The sequence below is a fragment of the Microvirgula sp. AG722 genome, assembly GCF_003269145.1.
In the GTDB taxonomy this organism is placed as follows: Bacteria; Pseudomonadota; Gammaproteobacteria; order Burkholderiales; family Aquaspirillaceae; genus Microvirgula; species Microvirgula aerodenitrificans.
The window spans coordinates 13421-37037 of the sequence record NZ_QLTJ01000001.1 but is presented as its reverse complement, the minus strand read 5'-3'; the positions used below and the strand labels follow the sequence as shown (position 1 = coordinate 37037).

27 protein-coding genes are annotated in these 23617 nt (G+C 63.7%); 16 read left to right on the top strand and 11 right to left on the bottom strand.

All coding sequences use genetic code 11. The features are described 5' to 3' along the window. Nucleotides 1-22 precede the first annotated feature (22 nt). From rfbH to DFO50_RS00160, 6 genes are all read right to left on the bottom strand, one after another. The gene (gene rfbH, locus DFO50_RS00185) at nt 23-1348 is read right to left on the bottom strand and encodes a lipopolysaccharide biosynthesis protein RfbH (protein WP_112691884.1); all 1326 of its coding nucleotides are present in this window, start codon (nt 1346-1348) and stop codon (nt 23-25) included. Then, nucleotides 1345-2427, bottom strand: a complete 1083-nt coding sequence (gene rfbG, locus DFO50_RS00180; RefSeq protein WP_112691883.1) for a CDP-glucose 4,6-dehydratase — start codon at nt 2425-2427, stop codon at nt 1345-1347. Before rfbG ends, rfbH begins: the two co-directional genes overlap by 4 nt. Next, nucleotides 2424-3197 (bottom strand): glucose-1-phosphate cytidylyltransferase, encoded by a 774-nt coding sequence (gene rfbF / locus DFO50_RS00175; RefSeq protein ID WP_107888731.1) that lies wholly within the window; start codon nt 3195-3197, stop codon nt 2424-2426. The genes rfbG and rfbF overlap by 4 nt, the downstream gene beginning before the upstream one ends. A gap of 79 nt (nt 3198-3276) precedes the next feature. Next, entirely contained in the window at nt 3277-5010 is a 1734-nt protein-coding gene (locus tag DFO50_RS00170; protein ID WP_158537375.1) for a glycosyltransferase family 2 protein, read from the bottom strand. An 82-nt stretch (nt 5011-5092) separates the two neighbouring features. Continuing rightward, nucleotides 5093-5551, bottom strand: coding sequence for an adenylyltransferase/cytidyltransferase family protein (locus DFO50_RS00165; RefSeq protein WP_107888729.1), 459 nt, complete (start codon nt 5549-5551; stop codon nt 5093-5095). Next, on the bottom strand, nt 5548-7608 hold the full coding sequence (locus DFO50_RS00160; RefSeq protein WP_107888728.1) for a lipopolysaccharide assembly protein LapB: 2061 nt from the start codon (nt 7606-7608) through the stop codon (nt 5548-5550). Before DFO50_RS00160 ends, DFO50_RS00165 begins: the two co-directional genes overlap by 4 nt. A gap of 262 nt (nt 7609-7870) precedes the next feature. Between DFO50_RS00160 and DFO50_RS00155 the strand changes: the two genes are divergently transcribed. The 16 genes from DFO50_RS00155 to DFO50_RS00080 all read left to right on the top strand — a co-directional run bounded on the left by DFO50_RS00155 (nt 7871) and on the right by DFO50_RS00080 (nt 19276). Next, the gene (locus DFO50_RS00155) at nt 7871-8695 is read left to right on the top strand and encodes a flagellin (protein ID WP_107888727.1); all 825 of its coding nucleotides are present in this window, start codon (nt 7871-7873) and stop codon (nt 8693-8695) included. 90 nt (nt 8696-8785) lie between these two features. After that, nucleotides 8786-9202: a flagellar protein FlaG gene (locus DFO50_RS00150; RefSeq protein WP_107888726.1), complete on the top strand. Its 417-nt coding sequence runs from the start codon at nt 8786-8788 to the stop codon at nt 9200-9202. 120 nt (nt 9203-9322) lie between these two features. Then, nucleotides 9323-10651, top strand: a complete 1329-nt coding sequence (gene fliD, locus DFO50_RS00145) for a flagellar filament capping protein FliD (RefSeq protein WP_107888725.1) — start codon at nt 9323-9325, stop codon at nt 10649-10651. 75 nt (nt 10652-10726) lie between these two features. Continuing rightward, nucleotides 10727-11170: a flagellar export chaperone FliS gene (gene fliS / locus DFO50_RS00140; protein WP_146744992.1), complete on the top strand. Its 444-nt coding sequence runs from the start codon at nt 10727-10729 to the stop codon at nt 11168-11170. Beyond that, nucleotides 11151-11477: a flagellar protein FliT gene (locus DFO50_RS00135; protein WP_107888724.1), complete on the top strand. Its 327-nt coding sequence runs from the start codon at nt 11151-11153 to the stop codon at nt 11475-11477. Before fliS ends, DFO50_RS00135 begins: the two co-directional genes overlap by 20 nt. 85 nt (nt 11478-11562) lie before the next feature. Then, nucleotides 11563-11946, top strand: a complete 384-nt coding sequence (locus DFO50_RS00130; protein WP_158537374.1) for a DUF2802 domain-containing protein — start codon at nt 11563-11565, stop codon at nt 11944-11946. A 177-nt stretch (nt 11947-12123) separates the two neighbouring features. Then, a complete protein-coding gene (gene rpsF, locus DFO50_RS00125; protein ID WP_028497875.1) occupies nt 12124-12498 on the top strand; it encodes a 30S ribosomal protein S6 in 375 nt (124 codons plus the stop codon). Beyond that, a complete protein-coding gene (gene priB, locus DFO50_RS00120) occupies nt 12499-12798 on the top strand; it encodes a primosomal replication protein N (RefSeq protein WP_107888722.1) in 300 nt (99 codons plus the stop codon). A 2-nt stretch (nt 12799-12800) separates the two neighbouring features. Next, nucleotides 12801-13028 carry a 30S ribosomal protein S18 gene (rpsR, locus tag DFO50_RS00115; RefSeq protein ID WP_028497873.1) on the top strand — a complete coding sequence of 76 codons (228 nt, stop codon included), beginning with the start codon at nt 12801-12803 and terminating at the stop codon, nt 13026-13028. 18 nt (nt 13029-13046) lie between these two features. Further along, nucleotides 13047-13499, top strand: coding sequence for a 50S ribosomal protein L9 (gene rplI / locus DFO50_RS00110; protein WP_107888721.1), 453 nt, complete (start codon nt 13047-13049; stop codon nt 13497-13499). 115 nt (nt 13500-13614) lie between these two features. Beyond that, nucleotides 13615-14622 (top strand): endolytic transglycosylase MltG, encoded by a 1008-nt coding sequence (mltG, locus tag DFO50_RS00105; protein WP_107888720.1) that lies wholly within the window; start codon nt 13615-13617, stop codon nt 14620-14622. Nucleotides 14623-14658: 36 nt separating this feature from the next. Beyond that, the gene (tmk, locus tag DFO50_RS00100; RefSeq protein WP_107888719.1) at nt 14659-15282 is read left to right on the top strand and encodes a dTMP kinase; all 624 of its coding nucleotides are present in this window, start codon (nt 14659-14661) and stop codon (nt 15280-15282) included. Next, nucleotides 15282-16265 carry a DNA polymerase III subunit delta' gene (gene holB / locus DFO50_RS00095; RefSeq protein WP_112691881.1) on the top strand — a complete coding sequence of 328 codons (984 nt, stop codon included), beginning with the start codon at nt 15282-15284 and terminating at the stop codon, nt 16263-16265. The genes tmk and holB overlap by 1 nt, the downstream gene beginning before the upstream one ends. A 50-nt stretch (nt 16266-16315) precedes the next feature. Further along, nucleotides 16316-17092 (top strand): TatD family hydrolase, encoded by a 777-nt coding sequence (locus DFO50_RS00090; protein WP_112691880.1) that lies wholly within the window; start codon nt 16316-16318, stop codon nt 17090-17092. Then, the gene (locus DFO50_RS00085; RefSeq protein WP_107888716.1) at nt 17082-17858 is read left to right on the top strand and encodes an MBL fold metallo-hydrolase; all 777 of its coding nucleotides are present in this window, start codon (nt 17082-17084) and stop codon (nt 17856-17858) included. The genes DFO50_RS00090 and DFO50_RS00085 overlap by 11 nt, the downstream gene beginning before the upstream one ends. Nucleotides 17859-17965: 107 nt before the next feature. Continuing rightward, nucleotides 17966-19276 carry an Nramp family divalent metal transporter gene (locus DFO50_RS00080; protein WP_112691879.1) on the top strand — a complete coding sequence of 437 codons (1311 nt, stop codon included), beginning with the start codon at nt 17966-17968 and terminating at the stop codon, nt 19274-19276. Here the strand turns inward: DFO50_RS00080 and recG are convergent. The 5 genes from recG to DFO50_RS00055 form a co-directional block, all read right to left on the bottom strand. Then, nucleotides 19273-21300 (bottom strand): ATP-dependent DNA helicase RecG, encoded by a 2028-nt coding sequence (gene recG / locus DFO50_RS00075; protein WP_112691878.1) that lies wholly within the window; start codon nt 21298-21300, stop codon nt 19273-19275. The two genes, DFO50_RS00080 and recG, sit on opposite strands and share 4 nt — an antisense overlap. Nucleotides 21301-21389: 89 nt before the next feature. After that, a complete protein-coding gene (locus DFO50_RS00070; protein ID WP_107888713.1) occupies nt 21390-21959 on the bottom strand; it encodes a YceI family protein in 570 nt (189 codons plus the stop codon). 27 nt (nt 21960-21986) lie between these two features. Continuing rightward, complete coding sequence (locus DFO50_RS00065; RefSeq protein WP_107888712.1) at nt 21987-22535, bottom strand: YceI family protein; 549 nt, start codon at nt 22533-22535, stop codon at nt 21987-21989. Between the two features lie 18 nt (nt 22536-22553). Beyond that, the gene (locus DFO50_RS00060) at nt 22554-23102 is read right to left on the bottom strand and encodes a cytochrome b (RefSeq protein WP_107888711.1); all 549 of its coding nucleotides are present in this window, start codon (nt 23100-23102) and stop codon (nt 22554-22556) included. Next, nucleotides 23099-23554: a MarR family winged helix-turn-helix transcriptional regulator gene (locus DFO50_RS00055; RefSeq protein ID WP_107888710.1), complete on the bottom strand. Its 456-nt coding sequence runs from the start codon at nt 23552-23554 to the stop codon at nt 23099-23101. The genes DFO50_RS00060 and DFO50_RS00055 overlap by 4 nt, the downstream gene beginning before the upstream one ends. Nucleotides 23555-23617: the final 63 nt, after the last annotated feature.

Here is a 23617-nt window from a genome sequence, read left to right as displayed (position 1 = left end):
TATTTTCATGGCAGGAGGACATTCAGAAATTGGCGCCAACGATGGTTTCGAGTTTTTCGGCGGCGAAGTCCAGCATGTCCTCGCTGAGGCTCGGGTGCACACCGATCCAGAACGTGTGGTTCATCACCAGATCGGTGTTGGTCAGCTCGCCGCTGACGCGGTAGACCTGATTTTCCATGTATGGCTGGCGGGTCAGGTTGCCGGCGAACAGCAGGCGGGTACCGACCCGGTACTGGTCGAGATAACGCAGTACGTCGACACGCTCGATGCCGCTGTCCGGCCGGATGGTGATCGGGAAGCCGAACCACGACGGATCGCTGCCCGGGGTCGCTTCCGGCAGGATCAGGAATTCTTCGCAGCTGGCCAGCCGCTCCTTCAGGAAGGTGAAGTTGTGCTTGCGGGCTGCGATGAAGCCTTCCAGCTTGTCCAGTTGCGCCAGCGCACAGGCCGCCTGCATGTCGGTGATCTTCAGGTTGTAGCCGACGTGCGAGTAGGTGTACTTGTGGTCGTAGCCGGCAGGGAGCTTGCCCAGTTGCCAGTTGAAGCGGCGGTTGCAGGTGTTGTCACAGCCCGGCGCGCAATAGCAGTCACGGCCCCAGTCGCGGAACGATTCGACGATCTTCTTCAGCTCGGCGTTGCGGGTGAACACTGCGCCGCCTTCCCCCATGGTGATGTGGTGGGCCGGGTAGAAGCTCAGTGTGCCGATATCGCCGAAGGTGCCGGCCAGCTGGCCGTTGTAGGTCGAGCCGAGGGCATCGCAGCAGTCCTCGATCAGCCACAGGCCGTGCTTGCGGCACAGCGCGCAGATGATGTCGAGGTTGTACGGATTGCCCAGCGTGTGGGCCAGCATGATCGCCCTGGTACGCGGCGTGATGGCGGCCTCGATCAGTTCCGCATTGATGTTGTAGGTCGGAATGTCGACATCGACGAAAACCGGAACCGCGCCGAACTGCAGGATCGGGTTGACCGTGGTCGGGAAGCCCGCCGCGACGGCGATGACTTCGTCTCCCTTCCGGATCGCCCGATCGCCGAGGCGGGGGGAGGTCAGGGCCGAGAAGGCCAGCAGATTGGCGGAGGAGCCGGAGTTGACCGTAATCAGGTGCTCGACCCCGAGGTAGGCGGCAAGGCGCTTCTCAAAAGCGTCATTGAAGCGCCCGGTGGTCAGCCATCCGTCCAGCGACGCATCCACCATATTCCTGAGCTCGGCACCATCGATCAGCTTGCCGGCCGGCGGGACCGGGGTCGTGCCGGGCTGGAACGGGCGCGGGGCCAGGGTGAGGGACGCATACTCTTCGACCAGGGACTGGATTTGCTGGCGGAGTGCCTGGGCTCTGGTGTTCTCGTTCATAGTTCGGGTACTGAATCCTGATAGGCTTGAATTTGCTGGAGCGTGACGCTGCGCATGTCACTGCCGAGACGGTAGGCATTGTGCCATTGCGCGATCTGGTCAAGAGCGCGGGACAGCGTCCAGCGCGGGTGCCAGCCCAGCGTCCGCCGGGCCTTGGCGCAATCCAGCATGAGAAAATGGGCTTCGTGGGGCTGGCCGCTCGTGTCATCGGCCTGGAAGCCGGCGCTGCCGTCGCACTGCCGGGTCAGGCGCTCGGCGATCCAGCTGACCGGTCGGGCGTCGTCGTCGGCCGGGCCGAAATTCCAGCCTTCCGCATGACGGGGGCCATCGTCGTACAGCTTTTCTGCCAGCAACAGGTAACCGGACAGCGGCTCCAGCACATGCTGCCAGGGACGGATGGCGCCGGGATTGCGGATGGAGACCGGCTGTCCTGCCTCGATGGCGCGCAGGATGTCCGGTACCAGCCGGTCGGCGGCCCAGTCGCCGCCGCCGATCACGTTGCCGGCCCTGGCACTGGCCAGCGCCACGCCATGCCGTGCCTGTTCGGCCGGAGAGAAGAACGAACGGCGCCAGGCACTGCATACCAGCTCGGTGCAGCCCTTGCTGCTGCTGTACGGATCAAAGCCGCCCATGGGTTCGTTTTCGCGATAGCCCCACGGCCATTCATTGTTCTCGTAGCACTTGTCGCTGCTGACAACGACCACGGCGCGGATGCCGGGTACCTGGCGTACGGCTTCCAGCAGCTTGACCGTGCCCATGACGTTGGTTTCGTAGGTGCCGACCGGGTCAACATAGCCCAGACGGACCAGCGCCTGCGCCGCCATGTGAATGACGATGTCGGGACGCGCCGCCTGCATGGCGGCGGTCAGGGCCGGCAGATCGCGGATATCCCCCAGGGTGGACGTCATGCCCCGGGCGACGCCGGCCAGTTCGAACAGCGACGGGGTGGTCGCCGGGGCAAGGGCAAAGCCGTGGACCTCGGCGCCGAGCTGCTGCAGCCACAGCGACAGCCAGCTGCCCTTGAAGCCGGTGTGCCCGGTCAGGAACACCCGTTTGCCGCGCCAGAATGCCGGAGTCATTGCCAGACTTTCCACGGCGCCTGCCCGCTCTGCCACAGCTCTTCGAGATGGGTGCGGTCGCGCAGGGTATCCATCGGCTGCCAGAAACCATCATGGGCAAAGGCGGACAGCTGGCCCTGGCTGGCCAGGGTCTCCAGCGGTTCGCGTTCCCAGATTGTCTCGTCGCCATCGATCAGGTCGATCACCGACGGCGACAGGACAAAGAAGCCGCCGTTGACCATGCCGCCATCGCCCTTGGGCTTTTCGCGGAAGGTCGCGACGCGGTTCTCGCGGATGTCGAGGGAGCCGAAACGGCCCGGCGGATAGGTCGCGGTCAGCGTGGCCTTGCTGCCCTGGCTGCGGTGGAACTCGATCAGCTTGCCGATGTCCAGGTCGCTGACGCCGTCGCCATAGGTGAAGCAGAACGCATCATCATCCTGCACATAGCGCCGCACCTGTTTCAGCCGGCCGCCGGTCTGCGTCGTCTCGCCGGTGTTCACCAGCGTGACGCGCCACGGTTCGGCAAACTGCTGATGGACTTCGATATTGTTGTTGGCAAGATCGAATGTCACGTCGGACGAATGCAGGAAGTAGTTGGCGAAATACTCCTTGATCACATAGCCCCGGTAGCCGCAGCAGATCACGAAGTCGTTGATCCCGTAGTGGGAGTAGATCTTCATGATGTGCCAGAGAATCGGTTTGCCGCCGATCTCGATCATCGGCTTCGGTTTCAGGTGCGTCTCTTCGCTGATCCGGGTGCCCAGCCCCCCGGCGAGAATGACTGCCTTCATATTCAGTGGCTTTCCAGAATGGGGTAAAAATGCCTGTTGCTGCCGTCAGCCCGCTGCGGGCTGACGGTCGGGGATCGGCTCAGACCGCAGGGCCGGTCGCTGCCGCGAAATGGCCGAGCGAGCGTTGCACCTGGGAGTAGGCGATAAAGCCATCCATGTGGCCATAGGCGGCTGCCTGCTGGAAATAGAGCTGGGCCTGTTCCAGTCGGCGCAGTGCCACGTTCAGGTGACCCAGCTGCATGCAGGGCAGGTAGCTGCCGGTGCCATAGAGAATGCGGAACCGGCCCGAGGCCTCGCCAATGTCCAGGCAGTGCAGATAGAGCCGCTCGACCAGATCCAGCCCTTCCTTGCTGACCGGCGACGTGGCGAAATGGTCCATCAGGGTTTCTGCTGCGGCATAGCAGTAGTCGGGGCCACGCAGCAGGGGAATATCGTCGACGTGAGCGTGGATGAAGGCAACGGCGTCGAACAGGCGCTTCGCGTCCTTCAGCAGCTTCAGGTACAGCGTCCAGAACGGCGAGGCCATGAAGGAACGGGGCGACAGGCCGTCGAGTGCGCGCTGGCAGAATTCGATGGCCTGACCCTGGTTGCCGCGCTGGCTCAGCATCTGCGCATAGCGGTAATCGAGATAGCGATCCTGCTCGCCTTCCAGGACCAGTTCCTCCACGACCGTGTCGGGCAGGCTCTTTTCATGGAACATGCACTTGTGCATCCAGGCCATGTCGTAGAGCGGCTCATCTTTCCAGTCGTTCAGAACCACCATCCGGCTGCGGAAAATTTTCTTCAGGTTCTTGTTCTGGTGGGCGCTCTCGGCATGGCGGCGATAGTGGGCGACCGTCTTGTTCATGCTCCGGGCCGGTCCCTGGCGCAGCAGTTTCAGCCAGATGTCCCAGTCCTGGAGGGTGGTCTTTTCATTGAAGCCGACCGTGGCGCGCCAGGCTGCAGCCCGGTACATCGCGGACAGCGGCAGAATGAAGTTGCCCATGAACAGCAGGTCGAACAGTTCGCCGCTGTGAAGCGGCATCTCGGACGGGCGTGTCGTACCGTCGGAGAGCAGGAAATCGATGGCACCGTAGCTGAAGGCCGCTTCGGGATACTGCTGCAGATTTTCCAGATGAAGGGTAATGGCATCCGGCAGCAGCAGGTCATCTGCATCCAGGCTGATGATGAATTCGCCCTGCACCGACTGGTGCGCGATATTCAGCGACGCGCTGCGCTCCTTGTTGACCTCGTTTTTCAGATAGACGAAATCGTAGCGCTGCTGCAGTTCGGCAATCACCTCGTCGGTATTGTCCGTCGACGCGTCGTTGATGATGATCAGCTGGATATTCTTGTGGGTCTGAGCGAATACCGAAGCGATGGTTTCCGGCAGGTAGCGGGCATAGTTGTAGGTCGGGATCACGACGCTGACCAGGCTCGGCGACTGCTGGCTGACTTCCCTGACCCAGCCTGCCACTTCGGCGGTCGGATACAGCGTCAGCGCCTGCTTCCACCATCCCAGCGCGGCTGACGCCCCGGCCATTTGATAGTGGGCCAGGCCGATGCGGGAGCAGATCAGGGCTTCGACGCCGCCATCATCGTTCGTGCCGCCGGCCCGCAGGCGGTCCAGGGCTGCAGACAGTGCCCGGGCCGCGGCGGCATGCAGGTTCTTTTGCAGCAGGACGGTGCCCAGACCAAACCAGCCATCAATGCTGCCGTCGTCAGCGGCAAGCAGTTCCCGGTATTTTTCTTCGGCACGATCGACCAGCCCGCTGTCAAAGGCCTGTTCTGCCTGTTCGAGCAGTTGCTGTCGCTGGGCTTGCTGTTCATTCATGTTTTGAGCCATTCCTGCTGTATTCGGAAGAAGCGCCAGGCCGGCACCGGCCATGGCGAGCTTGGGGGGAAGCGTCGTGACGCTATTCGAAGTTCCTGACAATGCTTTCCAGCAGTCCCAGCGCATCCTTGATCTTGAGCAGGTTGTCCCTGTCGACCGCTTTCAGCGTGTCCTTGATCGTGGTGCTGGAGATGCCGGCGGTACGCGGCAGGTAGATGACCTCGCATGCGTCCTTCAACTCGTCGAACTTGCCGGCCCAGTCGTCCCCCATGCCGAGCACGTCCGCCTTCAGCCGGACGATGTCGTGGCGCTTCTGCGCCCAGTCGTTTTCCGGAATGACGCTGTGCACACAGCGGATATTGGCGACGATCTCGGCGCGTTCCGCATAGGGAATGAAGGTGGCCTTGCCCTTGGTCGCGTTGAACTCGTCGGTCGACACCCCGACCACCAGCCGGTCGCCGAGCGAACTCAGGCGTTCCAGCAGGCGCAGGTGACCGATATGGAACAGATCGAAAGTGCCGTAAGTCAGGACGGTTTTCATGCCAGATCCCGCTCGCGGATAAAGGCCTCGACCTGGTCCAGGATCGGGTGGGGGCCCCATTTGCGGATCTGTTTCGCGTAGGACATCGTCTTGGCCCAGCGTCGCGAGCGCAATGCCGAGAACAGCCGTTCATAGCCATAGAAGCTGCACAGGTCCTTCGATTCCGGCGTCAGGCAGTAGCCGGCGACCACCGCATCGAAGCCCGGGTCCGGAATCCGCCATTCACTGCCGTAGATGTCCTCGAAGAAGCGCTCCGGCGATTCCGGCGCCAGGAATTCGACGCCGAGGAAGGGCAGGGGCTTCAGTTCGAAACCGCGATAGCGCCAGCGCAGCTTCATGGCACCCCGGTCGAAGCCCTCCAGGCAGCTGTCGCCGTCGCGGTGGAAGAAGAACATGTCAATGATGATGTCGGTCGGCTTGTGATGCAGCGCGGACACCCAGGCGTTCGGGTCGAGCATGGTGTCCGGCACCATGAAATCGGGGTCATCGTTGAAAGCGCCGACAATGGCTTCGCGCGACACATCCGACCACAGGCCGAAGTCCATGTCCTTGTCGAACGGCAACAGGTCGCCGTCGCGGATGATGCCGAGCAACGTGCCGCCGATCAGGAAGAACGGCACACCGGCCCGGGTCAGTGCCTCGTGGGCGGCCAGCAGGGCGACATGGGCGTCATGGACGACCATGTACTGTTCCTTTTTCTCCTCGAACATCTGCTCCGGAGGCAGTTCCGCCAGTTCTATCAGCTTCTGTTCGATGGCATGGTGGACCGAGCTGAATGCCTTTTCGACATCGCCCTGTTCGCACTCGACCACCGACACGTTCAGGTACAGCTCGGGGTTGTCCGGCCACTTGCTTTCGGCCTGGTCGAAAATGTCGTGCGCCTGATCGTATTTCTGCTGTTGCGACAGGCAGGCGATCAGCGAGGTATAGCCCCACAGGTTTTCCGGATTCAGCGCCATGGCGCGCCGGTAGGCGACTTCGGCCATGGTATGGGCATTGAGCTTGCTCAGCAGCGAGCCGAGGTCGGTATGGATGTCGTCATCGTCCGGCGCCAGGTGGATGGCGAACATCAGTGCATACATCGCCTGCTCGGGATCGCCGGCAGTGTAATGGGCGCGGCCGAGCAGCACCCAGCAGCGCGCCGAGGTCGGGAACTTGTCGCAGATGTACTGCGCTACCGCAATCGCTTCGTCATAGCGGCGTTCGCGCGACAGCAGGCCGGCGAGCAGGGCGGCGCCGTCCGGATGGTCCTGGGCGCCGAGGCGCAGCATGTCGATGGCCTCGGCGTGTTCACCACGGGCCGCATAGTACATGCCGAGTTCCAGGCAGGTATCCAGGCTGGGCGCCAGCTCATGGCTGCGCAGCAGGGCGGCGCGGGCGGCCTCGGTCTGGCCGAGGCCCATGGCGGTTAGCGCCAGACTGTAGAACACATCGGCGCGCTCGCTCAGGCGCTGACTGGCCCGTTCGAGCAGCGGCAGTGCTTCGTCGTATTTTTTCTGCAGCAGCTTGACGTTGCCGAGCTGGAAACTGGCTTCGGCATCGTCCGGCTGACGGGCCAGTTCTTCGCCGCACACCCGCTCGGCCTGCTCCAGCAGACCGGCCGGTGCCTGAATGTCCTTGAACAGCGTGGTCTTGTTCGAGTCGTCGACCTGGCGCGCGCGCGCCAGCGCTTCGCGGGCTTCCTGCGTGTCTTCGCAGACCAGGCTGTCCAGCCAGTGCGATACGCCACGATAGATCTGGCCGGTACTGTCATGGGTGCGGGCGATGCTGCGCTGGATTTCCGCCTGCAGCGGCGCATTGCCCTGATCCGGCCAGCGGGCCCGGGTTTCCATCAGCGCGGCTTCCAGAATCACGTGCGCATCATCCACCAGCCCGGCATGCGCCGCCAGTTGTCCCAGCCCGAGCAAGGCCACCGGGTCGGCCGGGTCCTGTGCCAGCTGCTCGTGCAGCAGGGCCTCCGCTTCGGGGAGCTGGCCCTGTTCGGCCAGGTCGGCAGTCGTTTTCAGGATGGCGAGATCGGAAATTGTCGGGACGGGGGTCTTGCTGTTGGACATCATGTTCTCGGTCAGGAGTGGAGTGCGCGCGTAAAACCTATATAGATGGTCTCACCCGGAAGGCATTCTATGGCGGATTCGGCTGACAGTGCCGATCGAATGTTCCGTCACTCTATCGGCCTGTGGCAATCAAATTTGATGCCCAACTAGAAAATTTGCAAAACATCCCTAAAGCCAACGCAACTGGCTCCGATAAAGCATGTGACCCGGAAGGAAGTACCGGCACCCAACCCACCGAACAACCGTCGCCTGCTTGGAGATCATCATGGCAATCTACGTCAACACCAATATTTCGTCGCTGAATGCGCAACGTAACCTGACCACCTCGGGCAGCGCACTGTCGACCTCCCTGCAACGCCTGTCGTCTGGCCTGCGCGTCAACAGCGCCAAGGACGATGCTGCCGGTCTGGCCATCGCTTCGGGCATGGATTCGCAAGTTCGCGGTAGCAACCAGGCTATCCGTAACGCGAACGACGGCATCTCGCTGGCGCAAACCGCTGAAGGCGCGCTGTCGCAAATTCAGGAAAACACGCAGCGTATGCGTGAACTGACTGTGCAAGCGTCGAACAGCACCGTGTCGACGACCAACCTGACCCAGATCAAGAAGGAAATGGATGCCCTGGGCGCGGAAAACAAGCGTCTGGTGTCCAGCACCAAGTTCAACGGCAAGACCCTGTTCGGTTCGGCTGCCAAGAGCTTCAACTTCCAGGTCGGCGCCAACAGCTCGAGCGACAACCAGATCAAGGTGACCATCGCCGCTCTGGCCTTCTCGCAAGCTGCCGCTACCGCAGCCAGCATGAGCACCAACAGCGCCGCCCGTGCCCTGCTGAACAAGTTCGACAACGACCTGAAGACCCTGGCCAACGCCCGCGCCGACCTGGGTGCCACGCAAAACCGCTTCAGCGCCGTGGTCAGCAACCTGCAAAACTACGTTGAAAACATCTCGGCTTCGAAGAGCCGTATCGTTGACGCCGACTTCGCTTCGGAAACTGCTACGATGACTCGTAACCAGATCATCCAGCAAGCTGGTACCGCCATGCTGTCGCAAGCCAACCAGCTGCCGCAGACCGCGCTGTCCCTGCTGAAGTAATTTCGGTGACGGGGATCTGATCCCCGTAGCGTGAACGGGGCCCCGGCCAGCCAGTCTGTGTCCGGGGCCTATTGACGTCAGGAGAGATCCATGCAGATCAACCCCTCGGCAACACCCATACAGCCGGCTGTCGCAGACGCGCGGCAACCGTCCACATTGCCGCAGTTTGCCGGCCATGCGCCCGCGACGCCCGTGCTGACCAGCACCGCCGTTGCGCCTGTTCATAGTGCCGAGAGTTTGCGCAATGACGCCGATGCCGCTCGCGCCAAGGACCAGAAGCAGCAGCCTGATGCGCTGCAGAAGTCGGTCCAGCAGTTCAATCAGACCATGCAACTCATGCAGAGCGATCTCGAGTTCTCGGTCGATGAAGACACCAAGATGCGTCTGGTCAAGGTCGTCAATCGCGAAACCAATGAAGTGATTCGCCAGATACCCAATGAGCAGATCGTCCAGTTCGCCAAAGTGTTTGACGAACTGCGCGGGCTGCTGCTCTCGGACAAGGCTTGATCCGGGATATCATCATTCATCATGCAGGCGTGCCGGGTCCGATCGTATGTCGGGCTGTCCGGTCGGCGAGGTCCGGCCGGTTCATATCGCACGACATGCGGCTAGTCGAGAGGAAATAACGTGGCTTCCATTACCGCCGCCGGCGCGGGCTCCGGCCTGAATATCGAAAGCATCGTCAGTGGTCTGATGTCGGTTGAACGGCAACCGCTGACCAAACTGCAGACGCAGGCAAGCAAGTACAACACGCAGGTGTCGGATATTGGCAAGCTGACGTCCGCACTGTCCAGCCTGAAGACGGCTGCGCAGAAACTGTCCAGCTACGATTTTCTCGATGCAAACACGGCAACCAGCAGTGACCTGACCGCCATCACGGTCAAGGCCGATGGTACGGCGAGCAACGGCACCTATGCGATCCAGACGACGCAGATGGCCAGCGCGCAGGCCGACGTGTACGACCTGGGTGGGATGACCGACGGCAAGCTGACGTTCGGTACCGCAGGCACGGACCCGGCGACCATCACCGTCAATGGCAAGACCGTCAATCTCGGCACCGGCGAGGTCAAGCTGACCCCGGCCGAGCTGGCGGCGAAAATCAATGGCGCCGGTGTCGGCGCGACCGCAATGCCGATTACCGACAAGACCGGCCAGCAACGGCTGGTGATCAGCGGTCAGAAGACTGGCGCGATCGACGGTGTAATCGGGACGACCAGCTTTGCCTCGCTGACCGGCGGCAGTGCCGCATTGAACGCGGCTGACTCCAAGGCGCCGAAAAATGCCGAATTCACCATCAACGGCATCTCTGCCGTCAGTCAGAGCAACAGTGTTTCGGGCGTGATTGGCGGTCTGACCTTCACCCTGCAAAAAGAAGGCATTGGATCGGTGACGGTGGGGCGCGATGATGATGCGATCGCCAAGAAGGTCGACGATTTCGTTACCTCGTACAATGCCGTCGTCTCGCAACTGACATCGATGAAGAGCGGTTCGTTCGGCAACGACAGCCTGCTGCGCTCGGTCAAGGACCAGCTGTACGCTGCGGTGTCCGCGCCGACCGACAAGACCAATGCCGCTCCGGGCCCGGCGGACTATTCGCCGCTGGCCAGTCTTGGCATCAAGCTCGGTGTCGGCGGCAGCCTGGTGTTCAACAAGACCGACTTCACCAAGGCGCTGGCCAAGGATGCTGACGGGGTCAAGGCCGCGTTCGCCAGCAATGCGGAAGGGGTGACCAGTACGGTCAATACCCTGACCGATCCGGACAAGGGACTGGTTACCAACCGCAAGAGCACGCTCGACGCGAACGTGAAGGCGAACACCAGCAAGCAGGAACTGATGTCGGCGCAACTGGTGAAGACCGAGGCGCGGCTGCGCGCGCAGTACGGTGCACTGGATGCATCGCTGACCAAAATGCAGTCGTCTCTGGCCAACATGAAGAGCATGCTGGGCATTAGCTGATAGCATACGGTTTTTGATCTAGACGGCGACGTGCCGGCGGTTTCCGCCGGCATTGCCGTAGCGGAAGGAAGTAACGTGTCTGTGTCGAGAAACATGCAGCAGTTCGTCAAGGCGTATCAGTCCGACGCGCTGGAAGCGAAAGTGCTGGGCGCCAATCCGGCCGAGCTGGTCGAGCTGATGTACCGGGGGGCGATCGATTCCTTGCACGAGGCGGCACTGTCCATTGCCAGTGGGGATTTCTCCCGCAAGAGCCAGCAGCTGAACAAGGCGACCGACATCATCGGCAGCCTGAACATGGCGTTGAACCATCAGGCCGGCGGGCAGATTTCCAGCCAGCTGGCCTCGCTGTACGACTACTGGAAGCGGCGCTTGATGGATGCCGGTCTGAGCAACGATCAGGCAGCACTGACCGAAGTCATCAGCCAGCTGGACGAGATTCGCGGTGCCTGGGAAATCATCGGCCGTGACGTGCGCAGCAAGGGGAGCAACGGGGGGCGCAATGGCGGTATCGCCGTCTGAGCCGACGCTGGCTGCCCGACTCGATGCGTACTGCGGCCTGACCGCCGAGAGCCTGACGCTGGCCGATGCCGGCGACTGGGATGCGCTGATCGAGTGCATCGCCCGACGTGACCTGATCGAGCCGGAACTGGTCGCCGCCTGGCAGCTTGCCGCGCCGGTGCCGGAACCGCTGCGCCAGCAACTGAACGAGGCCTACCAGCAAAGCCAGCGTCTGGAAACGCTGATGCGGCTGCGACAGGTCGAAATCGATGGACTGGTGTCCAGCGGTCGTCAGCAGGTGCGCATCAACCGCGCCTATTTCAGCTGACCTGATCGCCCGTCGTGCCGGCATGGCGGGATGCACCGCCGCTGGCTAGACTGCAATGCGCAGGCATTGGGAAGAAGAGGGGATCATGGGAGCGTCACAGGTCACGCTGCCGACGTTGTGGCTGGCCCTGTCCAGCGTGACGCTGGTGGGCGTACTGGTCCTGGTTGCGCTGGTGCGCGACTGGCGCCGCCGGCTGCGCGATGCGCGCAACGAGCTTGCGCCACTGCGGGTGCAGCTGGCGGAGCTCGGGCTGCAGGTGCGGCAGCTGTCCGCCGAATTGCAGGCGCTGCGGCGCGCGGCAGTCGAGAACAATATGGGCCGCGGCCGTTCCGGCGGCGGCTCGCCGTACAATCAGGCGATCGAGCTGGTGCGCCAGGGCGTGCTGGCGGCCGAGGTCGCCAGACGATGCGGGCTGACCCGTGCCGAAGCCGAGCTGATCGTGTCACTGTACCGGCGGGAAAACTCCTGACGGCAGCAATGCCATCAGGGATGTCTCCCCGCTGAGGCCGGCCAGCGCCGGCCTTTCGCTTTTCTGCAGTGCAATCGGGTTTGTCAACACCCCCGGTTCTCCGTATAATCCTCCCCCTTTAAACCCTTGCCTTCCCGCGAGCGCATGGCGGAAGGCTGTCATCCAAAAGGAGTCAACATGCGTCATTACGAAATCGTATTCATCGTGCATCCTGATCAAAGCGAGCAGGTGCCGGCGATGATCGAACGCTACAAGGGCATGGTTCTGGGCCAGCAAGGTCTGATCCACCGCCTGGAAGACTGGGGCCGCCGTCAACTGGCTTACCCGATCCAGAAGATCCACAAGGCTCACTATGTTCTGATGAACATCGAGTGCGGCAAGGAAGCGCTGGAAGAAATCGAACACGCGTTCAAGTTCAACGACGCCGTGCTGCGTCACCTGACCGTCAAGATGGATGAAGCCGTGACCGAACCGTCGCCGATGATGAAGGAAGAGAAGGCCAAAAACCTGCTCGCCCCGCAATCGGACGCTGGTGAAGTCGCCGCTGCCTAATTGCGAAATCAGGTAAGGATTGAGGGCGTTGCGCGCCGGGTCGAACCAGTGCGCTACACCCCGGCCGGCATTCCGGTTCTGTCGTTCGAGCTCGAACACGAATCGAAACAGCAGGCCGGTGGTTTCGAACGCGCCGTGCGCTGTGTCATCAGTGCGCAGATGGTCGGAACCGAAGCCCCGCAAACGGCCCCGCAGCTCGAAGGTAACACCGTCTGCGTCGACGGTTTCCTCGCCGCGAAAAGCCTGCGCAATCCCCGCCTGGTCCTGCATGTGCAACACGTTGAATTGATAAAGGTTTAAACATGGCACGCCAACTGTTCAAGCGTCGCAAGTTCTGCCGCTTTACTGCCGAAGGCATCAAGGTCGTCGATTACAAGGCTGTTGATCTGCTGAAGGATTTCGTTGCCGAAAACGGCAAGATCATCCCGGCACGCATCACCGGTACCAAAGCCCGCTATCAGCGCCAACTGTCGACCGCCATCAAGCGCGCTCGCTTCCTGGCCCTGATGCCGTACACCGACCAGCATTAATTCGGGAGCCGCCAAATCATGCAAATCATTCTGCTGGAAAAAGTGGCCAACCTGGGTCAACTGGGTGACGTCGTCAAGGTCAAGGACGGCTACGCCCGCAACTTCCTGATCCCGCAAGGCAAAGCCAAGCGTGCGACGGAAGTCAACCTGAAGGAATTCGAAGTCCGCCGCGCCGAGCTGGAAGCGAAGCAGGCCGAGATCTTCGCCGACGCGCAAGTTCGCGCCGAGAAGCTGACGGGTGCCGTGATCGCCATCTCGCAGAAGGCCGGCGTTGACGGTCGTCTGTTCGGTTCCGTGACCAACGCCGACATCGCTGACGCGATCAAGGCCGGCCATGGCGTCGAAGTGGTCAAGGCTGAAGTGCGTCTGCCGAATGGCCCGCTGAAGGCCATCGGTGAATACAGCGTCGAAGTGGCGCTGCATCACGACGTGCTGGTCGAAGTCCAGATCGTGGTGAGCCCGGAAGCCTGATTCCGTTCGCTCTCTCCGAAGAAAAGCCGCCAGCAGGCGGCTTTTTGTCGTTTTCGCTACGCGGTGCACCCGGTGCGCCGTTATCATCTGACGATTTTTCCGCGCCTTCTCCCCCATGCCCAAGAAACCTTCCGCATCCCGCCACCGTCTGCGTACGCTCGTGTTGCTGGCGCTCGTCGCCATTGCCGTGCTGGCCGGCCTGATCGTCGCACCGTACCGGCCGGCGCAGTTGCCGGTCACGGTCGAAGTTGCGCCGAACCAGTCGCTGTCCACCGTTGCGGCATCGCTGGACCGTGCCGGTGCGGTTCGCTCAGGCACGCTGTTCCTGCTGCTGGCCAAGGTCAGCGGTGCCGCCAGCGAAATCAAGGCTGGCGACTACCGGATGATCAAGCCGCTGTCGATGCTCGACTGGCTGGCCAAGCTGCGCAAGGGCGAGAAGAGCGAGTACGTGGTGACGATTCCCGAAGGCTTCACCTTCGGCCAGTTCCGCGCCATGCTGCAGCAGCACCCGGCCCTGCGTCATGACACCGCCGGCTGGTCGGAAAAACGCATCCTGCAGAAGCTGGGCGCGGACGGCAGCCACGCCGAAGGGCTGTTCTTCCCCGACACCTATTATTTCCTGAAGGGGGCCAGCGACCTGGACGTGCTGAAGCGCGCCCATGACAAGATGCAGTCCGAACTGGAACGCAGCTGGCAGATCCGTGCCGGCGACCTGCCATACCAGTCGCCGTACGAAATGCTGATCCTGGCCAGCCTGGTCGAGAAGGAAACCGGCCATGTCGAGGACCGGCCGCAGATCGCCGGCGTGTTCATCAACCGGCTGCGCATCGGCATGCGTCTGCAGACCGACCCGTCGGTCATGTACGGCGTCAGTCCGGACTTTCGCGGGCCGCTGAACCGGCGGCAACTGCGGGCCGACACCCCCTACAATACCTATACCCGCGCCGGCCTGCCGCCGACGCCGATCGCCCTGCCAGGTCGGGCGGCGCTGGAGGCCGCAGCCAATCCGGCCGCGACCAAGGCGCTGTACTTCGTCGCCCGTGGCGATGGCTCGTCGCATTTCTCCGAAACGCTGGACGAGCACAACAGCGCCGTGCATGAATACATTCTTGGCAAGAAATAGCATTGGGCGCGTGTCCGCGCCCGGAACGGAATCGCAGTGACTGGACAATTCCTGACGCTTGAAGGCATCGACGGTGCCGGCAAATCCACCCACGTCGACTTTATCCGCGACTGGCTGACCGCGCGCGGCATCGACGTCGTCGTCACCCGTGAGCCGGGAGGGACGCCGCTGGGCGAAGCCTTGCGCGCGCTGCTGCTGGACGTGAAGTCGGACATCTCGCTCGATACCGAGACACTGCTGATGTTTGCCGCCCGCCAGGCGCATGTCGACGCCGTGATCCGCCCGGCGCTGGCTGCCGGCCGCTGGGTGCTGTCCGACCGCTTTACCGATGCGACGTTCGCCTACCAGGGCGGCGGCCGGGGCGTCCCGTTCGAACGGATCGCCGAGCTGGAGCGCTGGGTGCTGCGTGACCTGCGAGTGGACCGGACCTTCCTGTTCGATATCCCGCCCGACGTCGCGCGGGCGCGGATGTCGACCACGAGAACACTGGACCGGTTCGAACGCGAGCGCGAGGCATTCCACCAGCGGGTGCGCAATGCCTACCTGAGCCGGGCCGAGGCCGATATCGACCGGATACGCGTACTGGATGCCGAACTGCCGGTCGCGACGCTGCAGGCCGAACTGGCCCGCGACCTCGGCCGCCTGCTGGAGCGACGCTGATGCTGCTGCCGTGGCAACAAGCCGACTGGGCACGACTCGCCCAGCAGTTCGACCGCCTGCCCGGCGCCCTGTTGCTGACCGGCGCGCAGGGTATCGGCAAGGACCGTTTTGCCCGCTTTGTCGCCCAGTCGCTGCTGTGCGAGGCACCAGCGGCCGACCACGCCGCGTGCGGACAGTGCGAGGCCTGCCGCTGGTTCCTGGCCGGCAACCACCCGGATTACCGCCTGCTGGCACCGGACGACGAACGCGATGACGACAAGCCGGCGCGCAAGCTGCTGCTGATCAAGGTCGAGGCCGTACGCGACATCATCGAGTTCGCGCAATTGTCGGCCCACCGTGGCGGCCGGCGCGTGGTGCTGGTCGAACCGGCCGAAACCCTGAACCTGGCCTCGGCCAACGCACTGCTGAAAATCCTCGAAGAACCGCCGGAAGGGGTGCACTTCGTGCTGGTGGCACACCGTCCGCGCCGACTGCTGCCGACCATCCTCAGCCGCTGCCGCGCCTTCCCGCTGACACCGCCGGCGGCCGACGTGGCGCTGGCATGGCTGGAAACGGCCGGTGTCGACAACCCGGAGATCGAGCTGGCCCGGGCCGGCGGCGCGCCGTTCGCGCTGACCGACGGAGCGCGGGTGCCGCTGCGGGAGAAATTTGCCGCCGTGCTGGCCCATCCCGACGCGCAGGCCATCCTGGTCCTGTCCGGCGAACTCGATCGTGCCAAACTGGCGCTGGCCGAGCCGCTGGACTGGCTGCGCAAATGGCTGCACGACCTGCTGGCCGCCGGCACCGCGTCGCCGGTCCGCTATTATCCGGATCATGCGGCGGCCATCGAGCGCCTGTCGCACCGTGCACCGGCCGTGCGCTTTGCCCGCTTCGACCACGAGATTGTGGCGCTGGCACCGTACGGGCAGCACACGCTGAATGTGCGCCTGCAGGTGGAAAAGCTGCTGTTCGACTACCAGCAGCTGTTTGCCGGCACGCGCTGAACCACCCTGAAACCGAACATCACGCGGCCACTGGCGCCGCGCAGGCCAACATGCTGATCGATTCGCACTGCCACATCAATTTTCCCGACCTCGCCAGCCGCATCGACGAGGTCAAGGCCAATATGCTCGCCAACGGCATCGACCGGGCGCTGGTGATTTCCGTCAATGTCCCCGACTACCCGGCGGTCAGGGCGCTGGCGCTGGAACATGACATGTTCTGGGCCACGGTCGGCGTCCACCCCGATGTCGAGGACGGGCCGGACATGGACGAGGACTTTCTGGTCGCCGAGGCCGCGCACCCGAAAATCATCGGTATCGGCGAGACCGGCCTCGACTACCATTGGTGCAAGGGCGATCTCGAATGGCAGCGTGAACGCTTCCGGCGACATATCCGTGCTGCCACCCGTGCCCGGGTGCCGCTGGTGATTCATACCCGCGAGTCGGCCGAGGATACCGTCCGCGTGATGCGCGAAGCCCACGCCGACCAGCCGGGCGGCGTCATGCACTGCTTTACCGAAAGCTGGGAGATCGGCCGTCAGGCGCTGGACCTCGGCTTTTACCTGTCGTTCTCCGGCATCGTCACTTTCAAGAATGCGCAGCAGGTGAAGGACGTCGCGCAGAAATGCCCGCTCGACCGGCTGCTGGTGGAAACCGACTCGCCGTATCTGGCGCCGGTGCCGTATCGCGGCAAGCAGAACGAACCGGCCTATGTGCGCCACGTGGCCGAGCACATTGCCGAGCTGCGGGGCATGACGCTGGCAGCGCTGGCCGAGGCGACCACGGAGAACTTCTACCGCCTGTTTGCAAAGGCACGGCATGCACATTGATGTCACCGTTCTTGGCTGCGGATCGAGCTCGGGCACGCCGGCGATCGGCTGCCATTGCGCCACCTGCAGTTCGACAGACCCGCGCAATCACCGCACCCGCGCCAGCTCGCTGCTGCAGGTGGGCGGCAAGACGCTGCTGATCGATACCGGGCCGGACCTGCGCCAGCAGGCGCTGCGCGAAGGCATCAGCAATGTCGATGCCGTGCTGTACACCCACCCGCATGCCGACCACCTGAACGGTATCGACGACCTGCGCGCCTTCTGCTACGTCCGGCAGGGGCCGATCCCGCTGTACGGGAATGCGTTCATGATGCGCAATATTGAAGAGCGCTTCGGCTACTGCCTGCTGCCGCCGGGCGCGTTCTGGGACAAGCCGGTGCTGGTGCCGAATACGGTCGAGGCCGGCGTGCCGGTCGCGATTGCCGGCATCGAGGTCACGCCGGTACCGCTGATTCACGGCCGCTGGCCGATCCTCGGCTGGCGCGTCGGCCGCTTCGCCTATCTGACCGACGTGTCGACCATTCCCGACGACAGCTATGGCCTGCTGGACGGACTGGACCTGCTGTTGCTGGACTGCCTGAAGATGGCGCCGTATCCGAGTCACTTCGGTTTCCACCAGGCGCTGGAAGCCGCCGCACGCATCGGCGCACGGCGTACGGTGCTGATCCACATGACGCACGAACTGGAATACCACGCAACCAATGCGCTGTGCCCGCCGGGGGTGGAACTTGCTTATGACGGGATGCGATTGCGGGCAGCGGCTTAGCCGTTAGCGATTGCGTCGCCCAATCGTCGGGATGACAAAATTCCATTGTAAACATCAAATGAGAATGATTATCATGAACTGATCGCCTTACTGTTGCAGGAGCCATCATGTCCAGCCTGTCCGCCGAAATGACCGCCGCCAAAATGGCGGATCCCCCGAAACCGGGCCGTCGTCCACGACGCTGGTTCGGCTTTGTCGGCGCCGGCTGCCTGGTTGCGGTGGGTTATACCGATCCGGGCAACTGGGCGACCGCCATCGCCGGCGGGGCGCGCTACGGCTATACGCTGCTCAGTGTGGTGCTGCTGTCGAGCGTGATGGCGCTGTTCCTGCAGTGGATCGCCGCCCGGGTCGGGCTGGTCAGCGGCCAGGATCTGGCCCAGCTGTGCCGCGCCCGCTATGGTCGGCGCACATCGCTGGCGCTGTGGCTGCTGTGCGAGGTGGCGATCGTCGCGACCGACCTGGCCGAGATCATCGGCAGCGCGGTCGCACTGCAATTGCTGTTCGGCGTGTCGCTGCCGGTCGGGGTACTGCTGGCCAGTGCACTGGCGTTCGCGATGCTCGCCATCCAGCTGATCGGCCAGCGCAGCCTGGAAAGCGTCGTCGCCGCGATGATCCTGTTCGCCGGCGGCTGCTTCATCGCCCAGCTGGCGATGGCCAATCCGGACTGGCATGCGGCGTCGCAGGGGCTGGTGCCGCGCAGTGAAATCATCGCCAATGCCGGCCTGCTGTGGATTGCCTGCGGCATCCTCGGTGCGACGGTGATGCCGCACAATCTGTATCTGCACTCGAACCTGCTGCGCACGCGCGGCCAGGCCATGGCCTCGCGCACGGTCGAGCACATGAAGCAGGCGCTGCGGGCCACGCACTGGGATACCTCGCTGTCGCTGGCTTTCGCGTTCTGCCTGAATGCGTCGCTGCTGATTCTTGCCGCCGCCGTCTTCCACCATCACGGCTATGCCGACGTCGAGTCGCTGGGCGACGCCCACCGGCTGCTGTCGCCCCTGCTCGGCAACCACTGGGCCGGCCTGCTGTTTGCCGGCGCGCTGCTTGCCTGCGGTCTGAGTTCGACCATTACCGCGACGCTGGCCGGGCAGGCGGTGATGGAAGGTTTCCTGAACCTGCGCATCAAGCCATGGCAGCGGGCGCTGCTGACCCGCAGCCTGGCCATCATCCCGGCAATGGCGGTGGCCATTCTCGGCGGCGACAGTGAGACGACGTCGCTGCTGGTACTGAGTCAGGTCATCCTCAGCCTGCAACTGCCGTTTGCCGTGATCCCGCTGGTCCGCTTTGCCTCCAGTGCCGGACTGATGGGGCAGTGGCGGCTGAGCGGGCCATTGCAGTGGCTGGCGTGGCTGATTGCCGGCGTGATCGTTACGCTGAACATGGTGCTGCTGTGGCAGGTATTCAGCGGCGCCTAGGCCTTGAGGAACTGCTCGCGCCCTGACAGCCAGCGCGCCAGGTGGCGCTCGGCGTATTCGGGGTAGTCCGACAGCAAGCGGGGCGCCCAGTCCTTGGCCGCTTCCAGCAGCGCATCGTCCTGCTCCGGATCGGCAAAGCGCAGCAGCGGCGCACCGGACTGGCGGGCGCCGAGAAACTCGCCGGGGCCGCGGATCAGCAGGTCCTGGCGGGAAATCTCGAAACCGTCGGTGTGCTGGTAGATCACTTTCAGCCGCGCCTTGGCCAGTTCGGACAACGGCTCCTCGAACAGCAGCACGCAGCGGCTGGCATGCGCGCCGCGGCCGACGCGGCCGCGCAACTGGTGCAACTGGGCCAGTCCCATGCGCTCGGCGTGTTCGATGACCATCAGCGTGGCATTGGGGACGTCGACACCCACCTCGATCACCGTGGTCGCCACCAGCAACTGGACCTCGTTGGCCTGGAAGGCTGCCATCATCGCGGCCTTGTCGTCCGCCTTCATCCGTCCGTGCACCAGGCCGACCCGCAGCTCGGGCAGGGTCTGCTGCAGGGCCTCGAAGGTCGCGACTGCATTCTGCAGTTCCAGCGTCTCCGATTCCTCGATCAGCGGGCAGACCCAGTACGCCTGTCGGCCCTGGGCGATCTCGGCGCGGATGGCGCCGACCACCTCGCCCCGGCGCGCGGTCGAAATCAGCTTGGTGGTGATCGGCGTACGGCCGGGCGGCAGTTCGTCGATGACCGACACGTCGAGGTCGGCGTAATAGCTCATGGCCAGCGTGCGCGGGATCGGCGTCGCCGACATGGTCAGCTGGTGCGGTGCGGCGCCCTTGTCGGTCAGCGCCAGCCGCTGGCCGACACCGAAACGATGCTGCTCGTCGATGATCGCCAGACCGAGGCGCTCGAAGGCGACATCGTCCTGGAACAGCGCATGGGTGCCGACCGCCAGCCGGGTGACGCCGGCGGCGATATCGGCGATGGCGGCCTGCTTGTGCGACTTTTTCAGACTGCCGGTCAGCCAGGTGACGTGTACGCCCAGCGGTTCCAGCCAGGCGGCCAGCTTCAGATGATGCTGCTCGGCCAGAATTTCGGTCGGTGCCATCAGGGCGGCCTGGTAACCGGCCTCGATCGCGGTCAGTGCCGCCAGCGCGGCGACCACGGTCTTGCCGCTGCCGACATCGCCCTGCAGCAGCCGGTGCATCGGATGGGATTCGGCCAGATCATGGCTGATCTCGGCCATGACCCGTGCCTGGGCCCGGGTCAGCGAGAACGGCAGCTGCGCCAGAAAGGCGCGGGTCAGCGTGCCGGTGCCGGTCAGTACCGGCGCGTTGTGCGCGCGGCGGGCGCGGTAGGCGAGCCGCATCGACAGTTGCTGGGCCAGCAGCTCGTCGAACTTGAGTCGCTGCCATGCCGGCAGTGCGCCGTCGGACAGCTGGGCGACCGACAGCGAGGGCGGCGGGCGGTGCAGGGTCATGATCGCGTCGCGAAACGGCAGCAGGTGCAGGCTGTCGCGCAGCGCGTCCGGCAGCGTGTCGGCCAGAATCAGGTCATCGAGCGACTGACTGACCAGCCGGCGCAGCATCGGCTGGGTAATGCCCTGCAGTGCCGGATAGACCGGGGTCAGGTGGTCGGCCAGCGGCGTGCCGTCGACCACTTCGCGCACCTTCGGGTGCACAAGCTCGTCGCCGTGAAAGCCGTGGCGGATTTCGCCAAGCGCGCGGATGCGTGCGCCCTTGCTCAGTTGCTTGATGTGGTTCGGATAGAAATGCAGGAAGCGCAACTGCAGCTGGCCGGTGTCGTCTTCCAGCGTGGCGATCAGTTGCTTGCGCGGTTTCCACTGTACCTGTGCATCGGTGATGGTGCCCTCGACCACGACCGGCGTGCCGGCGCGGGCATCGCGGATCTGCGTCAGGTGAGTTTCGTCCTCATAGCGCAGCGGCAGGTGCAGCACGAGGTCGAAGCGGCTGTGGATGCCAAGCTTGGCCAGCTTCTTCAGCGTGGTGGGGGGAGCGGAAATCGGGGCAGTCATGCTGCGATGGTAGCAAAACGCACTGCTGTCGTGACTGCCGCGACCGCAGGCCCGGCGCGCGGTGGCGCGCCGGGCCTGCGGATCAGCGCTTACTGGGCGTCGATGGCTTCGATGGAAACCACCAGCTTGACGTCGTCGCTGATGGCCGGCACATAGGTCTTCATGCCGAATTCGCTGCGCTTGATGACCGTTTCGGCGTCGGCGCCATAGGTGTCCTTGCCGATCATCGGGTGCTTGCCATGATGGAAGCGGGTCACTTTCAGCGTCACCGGCCTGGTCACGCCGAGCAGGGTCAGGTTGCCCTTGACCGCCGTCAGCTTGTCACCGCTGAACTGCAGGCTGGTCGACTTGAAGGTGATGGACGGGAATTTCTCGGCATTGAAGAAATCCGGGCCCTTCAGGTGTTCGTCGCGCTTGGCGTTCAGCGTCTGCAGCGAGCTGCTGTCGATGGTGATGTCCACTTCACCCTTCCTGGTCTTGGCATCGAGCACGACCTTGCCGTCAGTCTTGGCGAAGGTGCCGCGCTGGGTCGAGAAGCCCATGTGGCTGACTTCATACGTGGCATAGGTGTGGGTCGGGTCGATGGCGTAGGTGACCGGGGCGGCGAAGGCCGAGGCGGCCAGTGCGCTCAGGGCGGAAGCGATCAGCAGTTTTTTCATGTGGTTTTCTCCTGGGATGAACGGGTTTTACTTGGGCAGGGCGACGCGGAACTTGATCTGGACGTCATTGGCCACCGTGTCGGTGTCGCGCCAGGATCCTTCGCCGATATTGAAATCGAGCCGGCGGATGGTCAGCGCGCCGTCGGCAATGCGCAGCGGGCCTTCCTCGCGCAGCGTCAGCGGCGCCGACGCGTCGCGGGTGATGCCCTTGATGGTCAGCTTGCCGTCAGCCTGGTAGCGGCCACCACCCAGCGACTTGATCTGGGTGGAGACGAAGCGCGCGGTCGGGAAGCCGGCGGCGTTGAACCATTCCTTCTTGCGGGCTTCGCCGGTCGCTTCCTTGCTTGGCAGATGCAGGCTGTTGATGTCGAGCGTCAGGTCGACATGGCCGGCCTCGGGTCTGGCCGGGTCGAAAGTGATATCGCCCTTGAAGGCGCTGAACTGGCCTTCGACCGGCACATTGAACTGCTTGAACACAAAGCCGATGCGGCTCTTGTTGCTGACCGGGGCTTGCGCCTGGGTCAGCGGGGCGACCAGCGCGACGGCGACGACAAGCGGTAACAGGGTACGGCGCATGGGGTTCTCCAGAGAGGGTCAGCGGGGACGACGACAGGCCGGCAGCATGCGCGACAGGATGTCGTCCCGATCGATCAGGTGATGCTTCAGGGCGGCGGCGACATGGGCGACCAGCAGCGCGATCAGGCCATAGCTGAGTGCGGAATGGACATCGGCCAGGGTGTCGCCCAGCGCTTCGTCCGGTGCCACCAGGTCCGGCAGCGGGAACAGGCCGAGATAGACCACCGGGAAGCCCTTGGCGGCACTCATCGCCCAGCCCGACAGCGGGATGGCAAACATCAGTACATACAGCAGCAGGTGCATCGCATGCGCGGCGCCGGTCTGCCAGGCCGGCAGCGTGGCCGGCAGTGCCGGCGGCCGGGCGTACATCCGCCACAGCAGGCGCACGGCAGCCAGGCCGAGCACGGTGATGCCGACCCACTTGTGCCAGTTGATCAGCTTGATCTTCAGCGGCGACAGCGACATTTCGCCCATCGACAGGCCGACGCCGATCGCGCCGATAATCAGCAGTGCCATCAGCCAGTGCAGGGCAATGGACAGGCCGTGGTAGCGGGGGGACGTATTCATGATGCGGTTTTCCGTGCGGTATCGAGGCCGGTGCGCAGGCGGGCCAGCATGTGCTGGATCTGCTCGAGCTCCGTCTCGCTGAAGGTATCGAACAGCTTTTGCATATGGTCGAGATGAGCCGGGAACACCCGGGCAAACAGCGCTTCGCCTTCCGCTGTCAGCGCAATGAACACGCTGCGGCGGTCCTCGTCCGGTATGCGACGGCTGACCAGCCCCTTGTCGATCAGCCGGTCGACCACGCCGGTCAGCGTGCCCTTGGTGATCAGGGTTTTCTCGCTCAGCAGCTTGCAGCTCATGCCGCTGGTGTTGCCGAGCGTGGCAATGACGTCGAATTGCGGCGGCGTCAGTCCCAGTTCGCGGATATGGTTGCCGGACAGCTGCTCGAACACCTGGTAGGTGCGGGCGAGCTCGCGAATCACGGGGAGGAAACGGTGTGCGGGTGTGGCGGTCATGCGTGGACTTCCAGTGGCACTCGGGAGTGCATGGCGGGAATTTAGTTCGTGTTAGGACTAAAT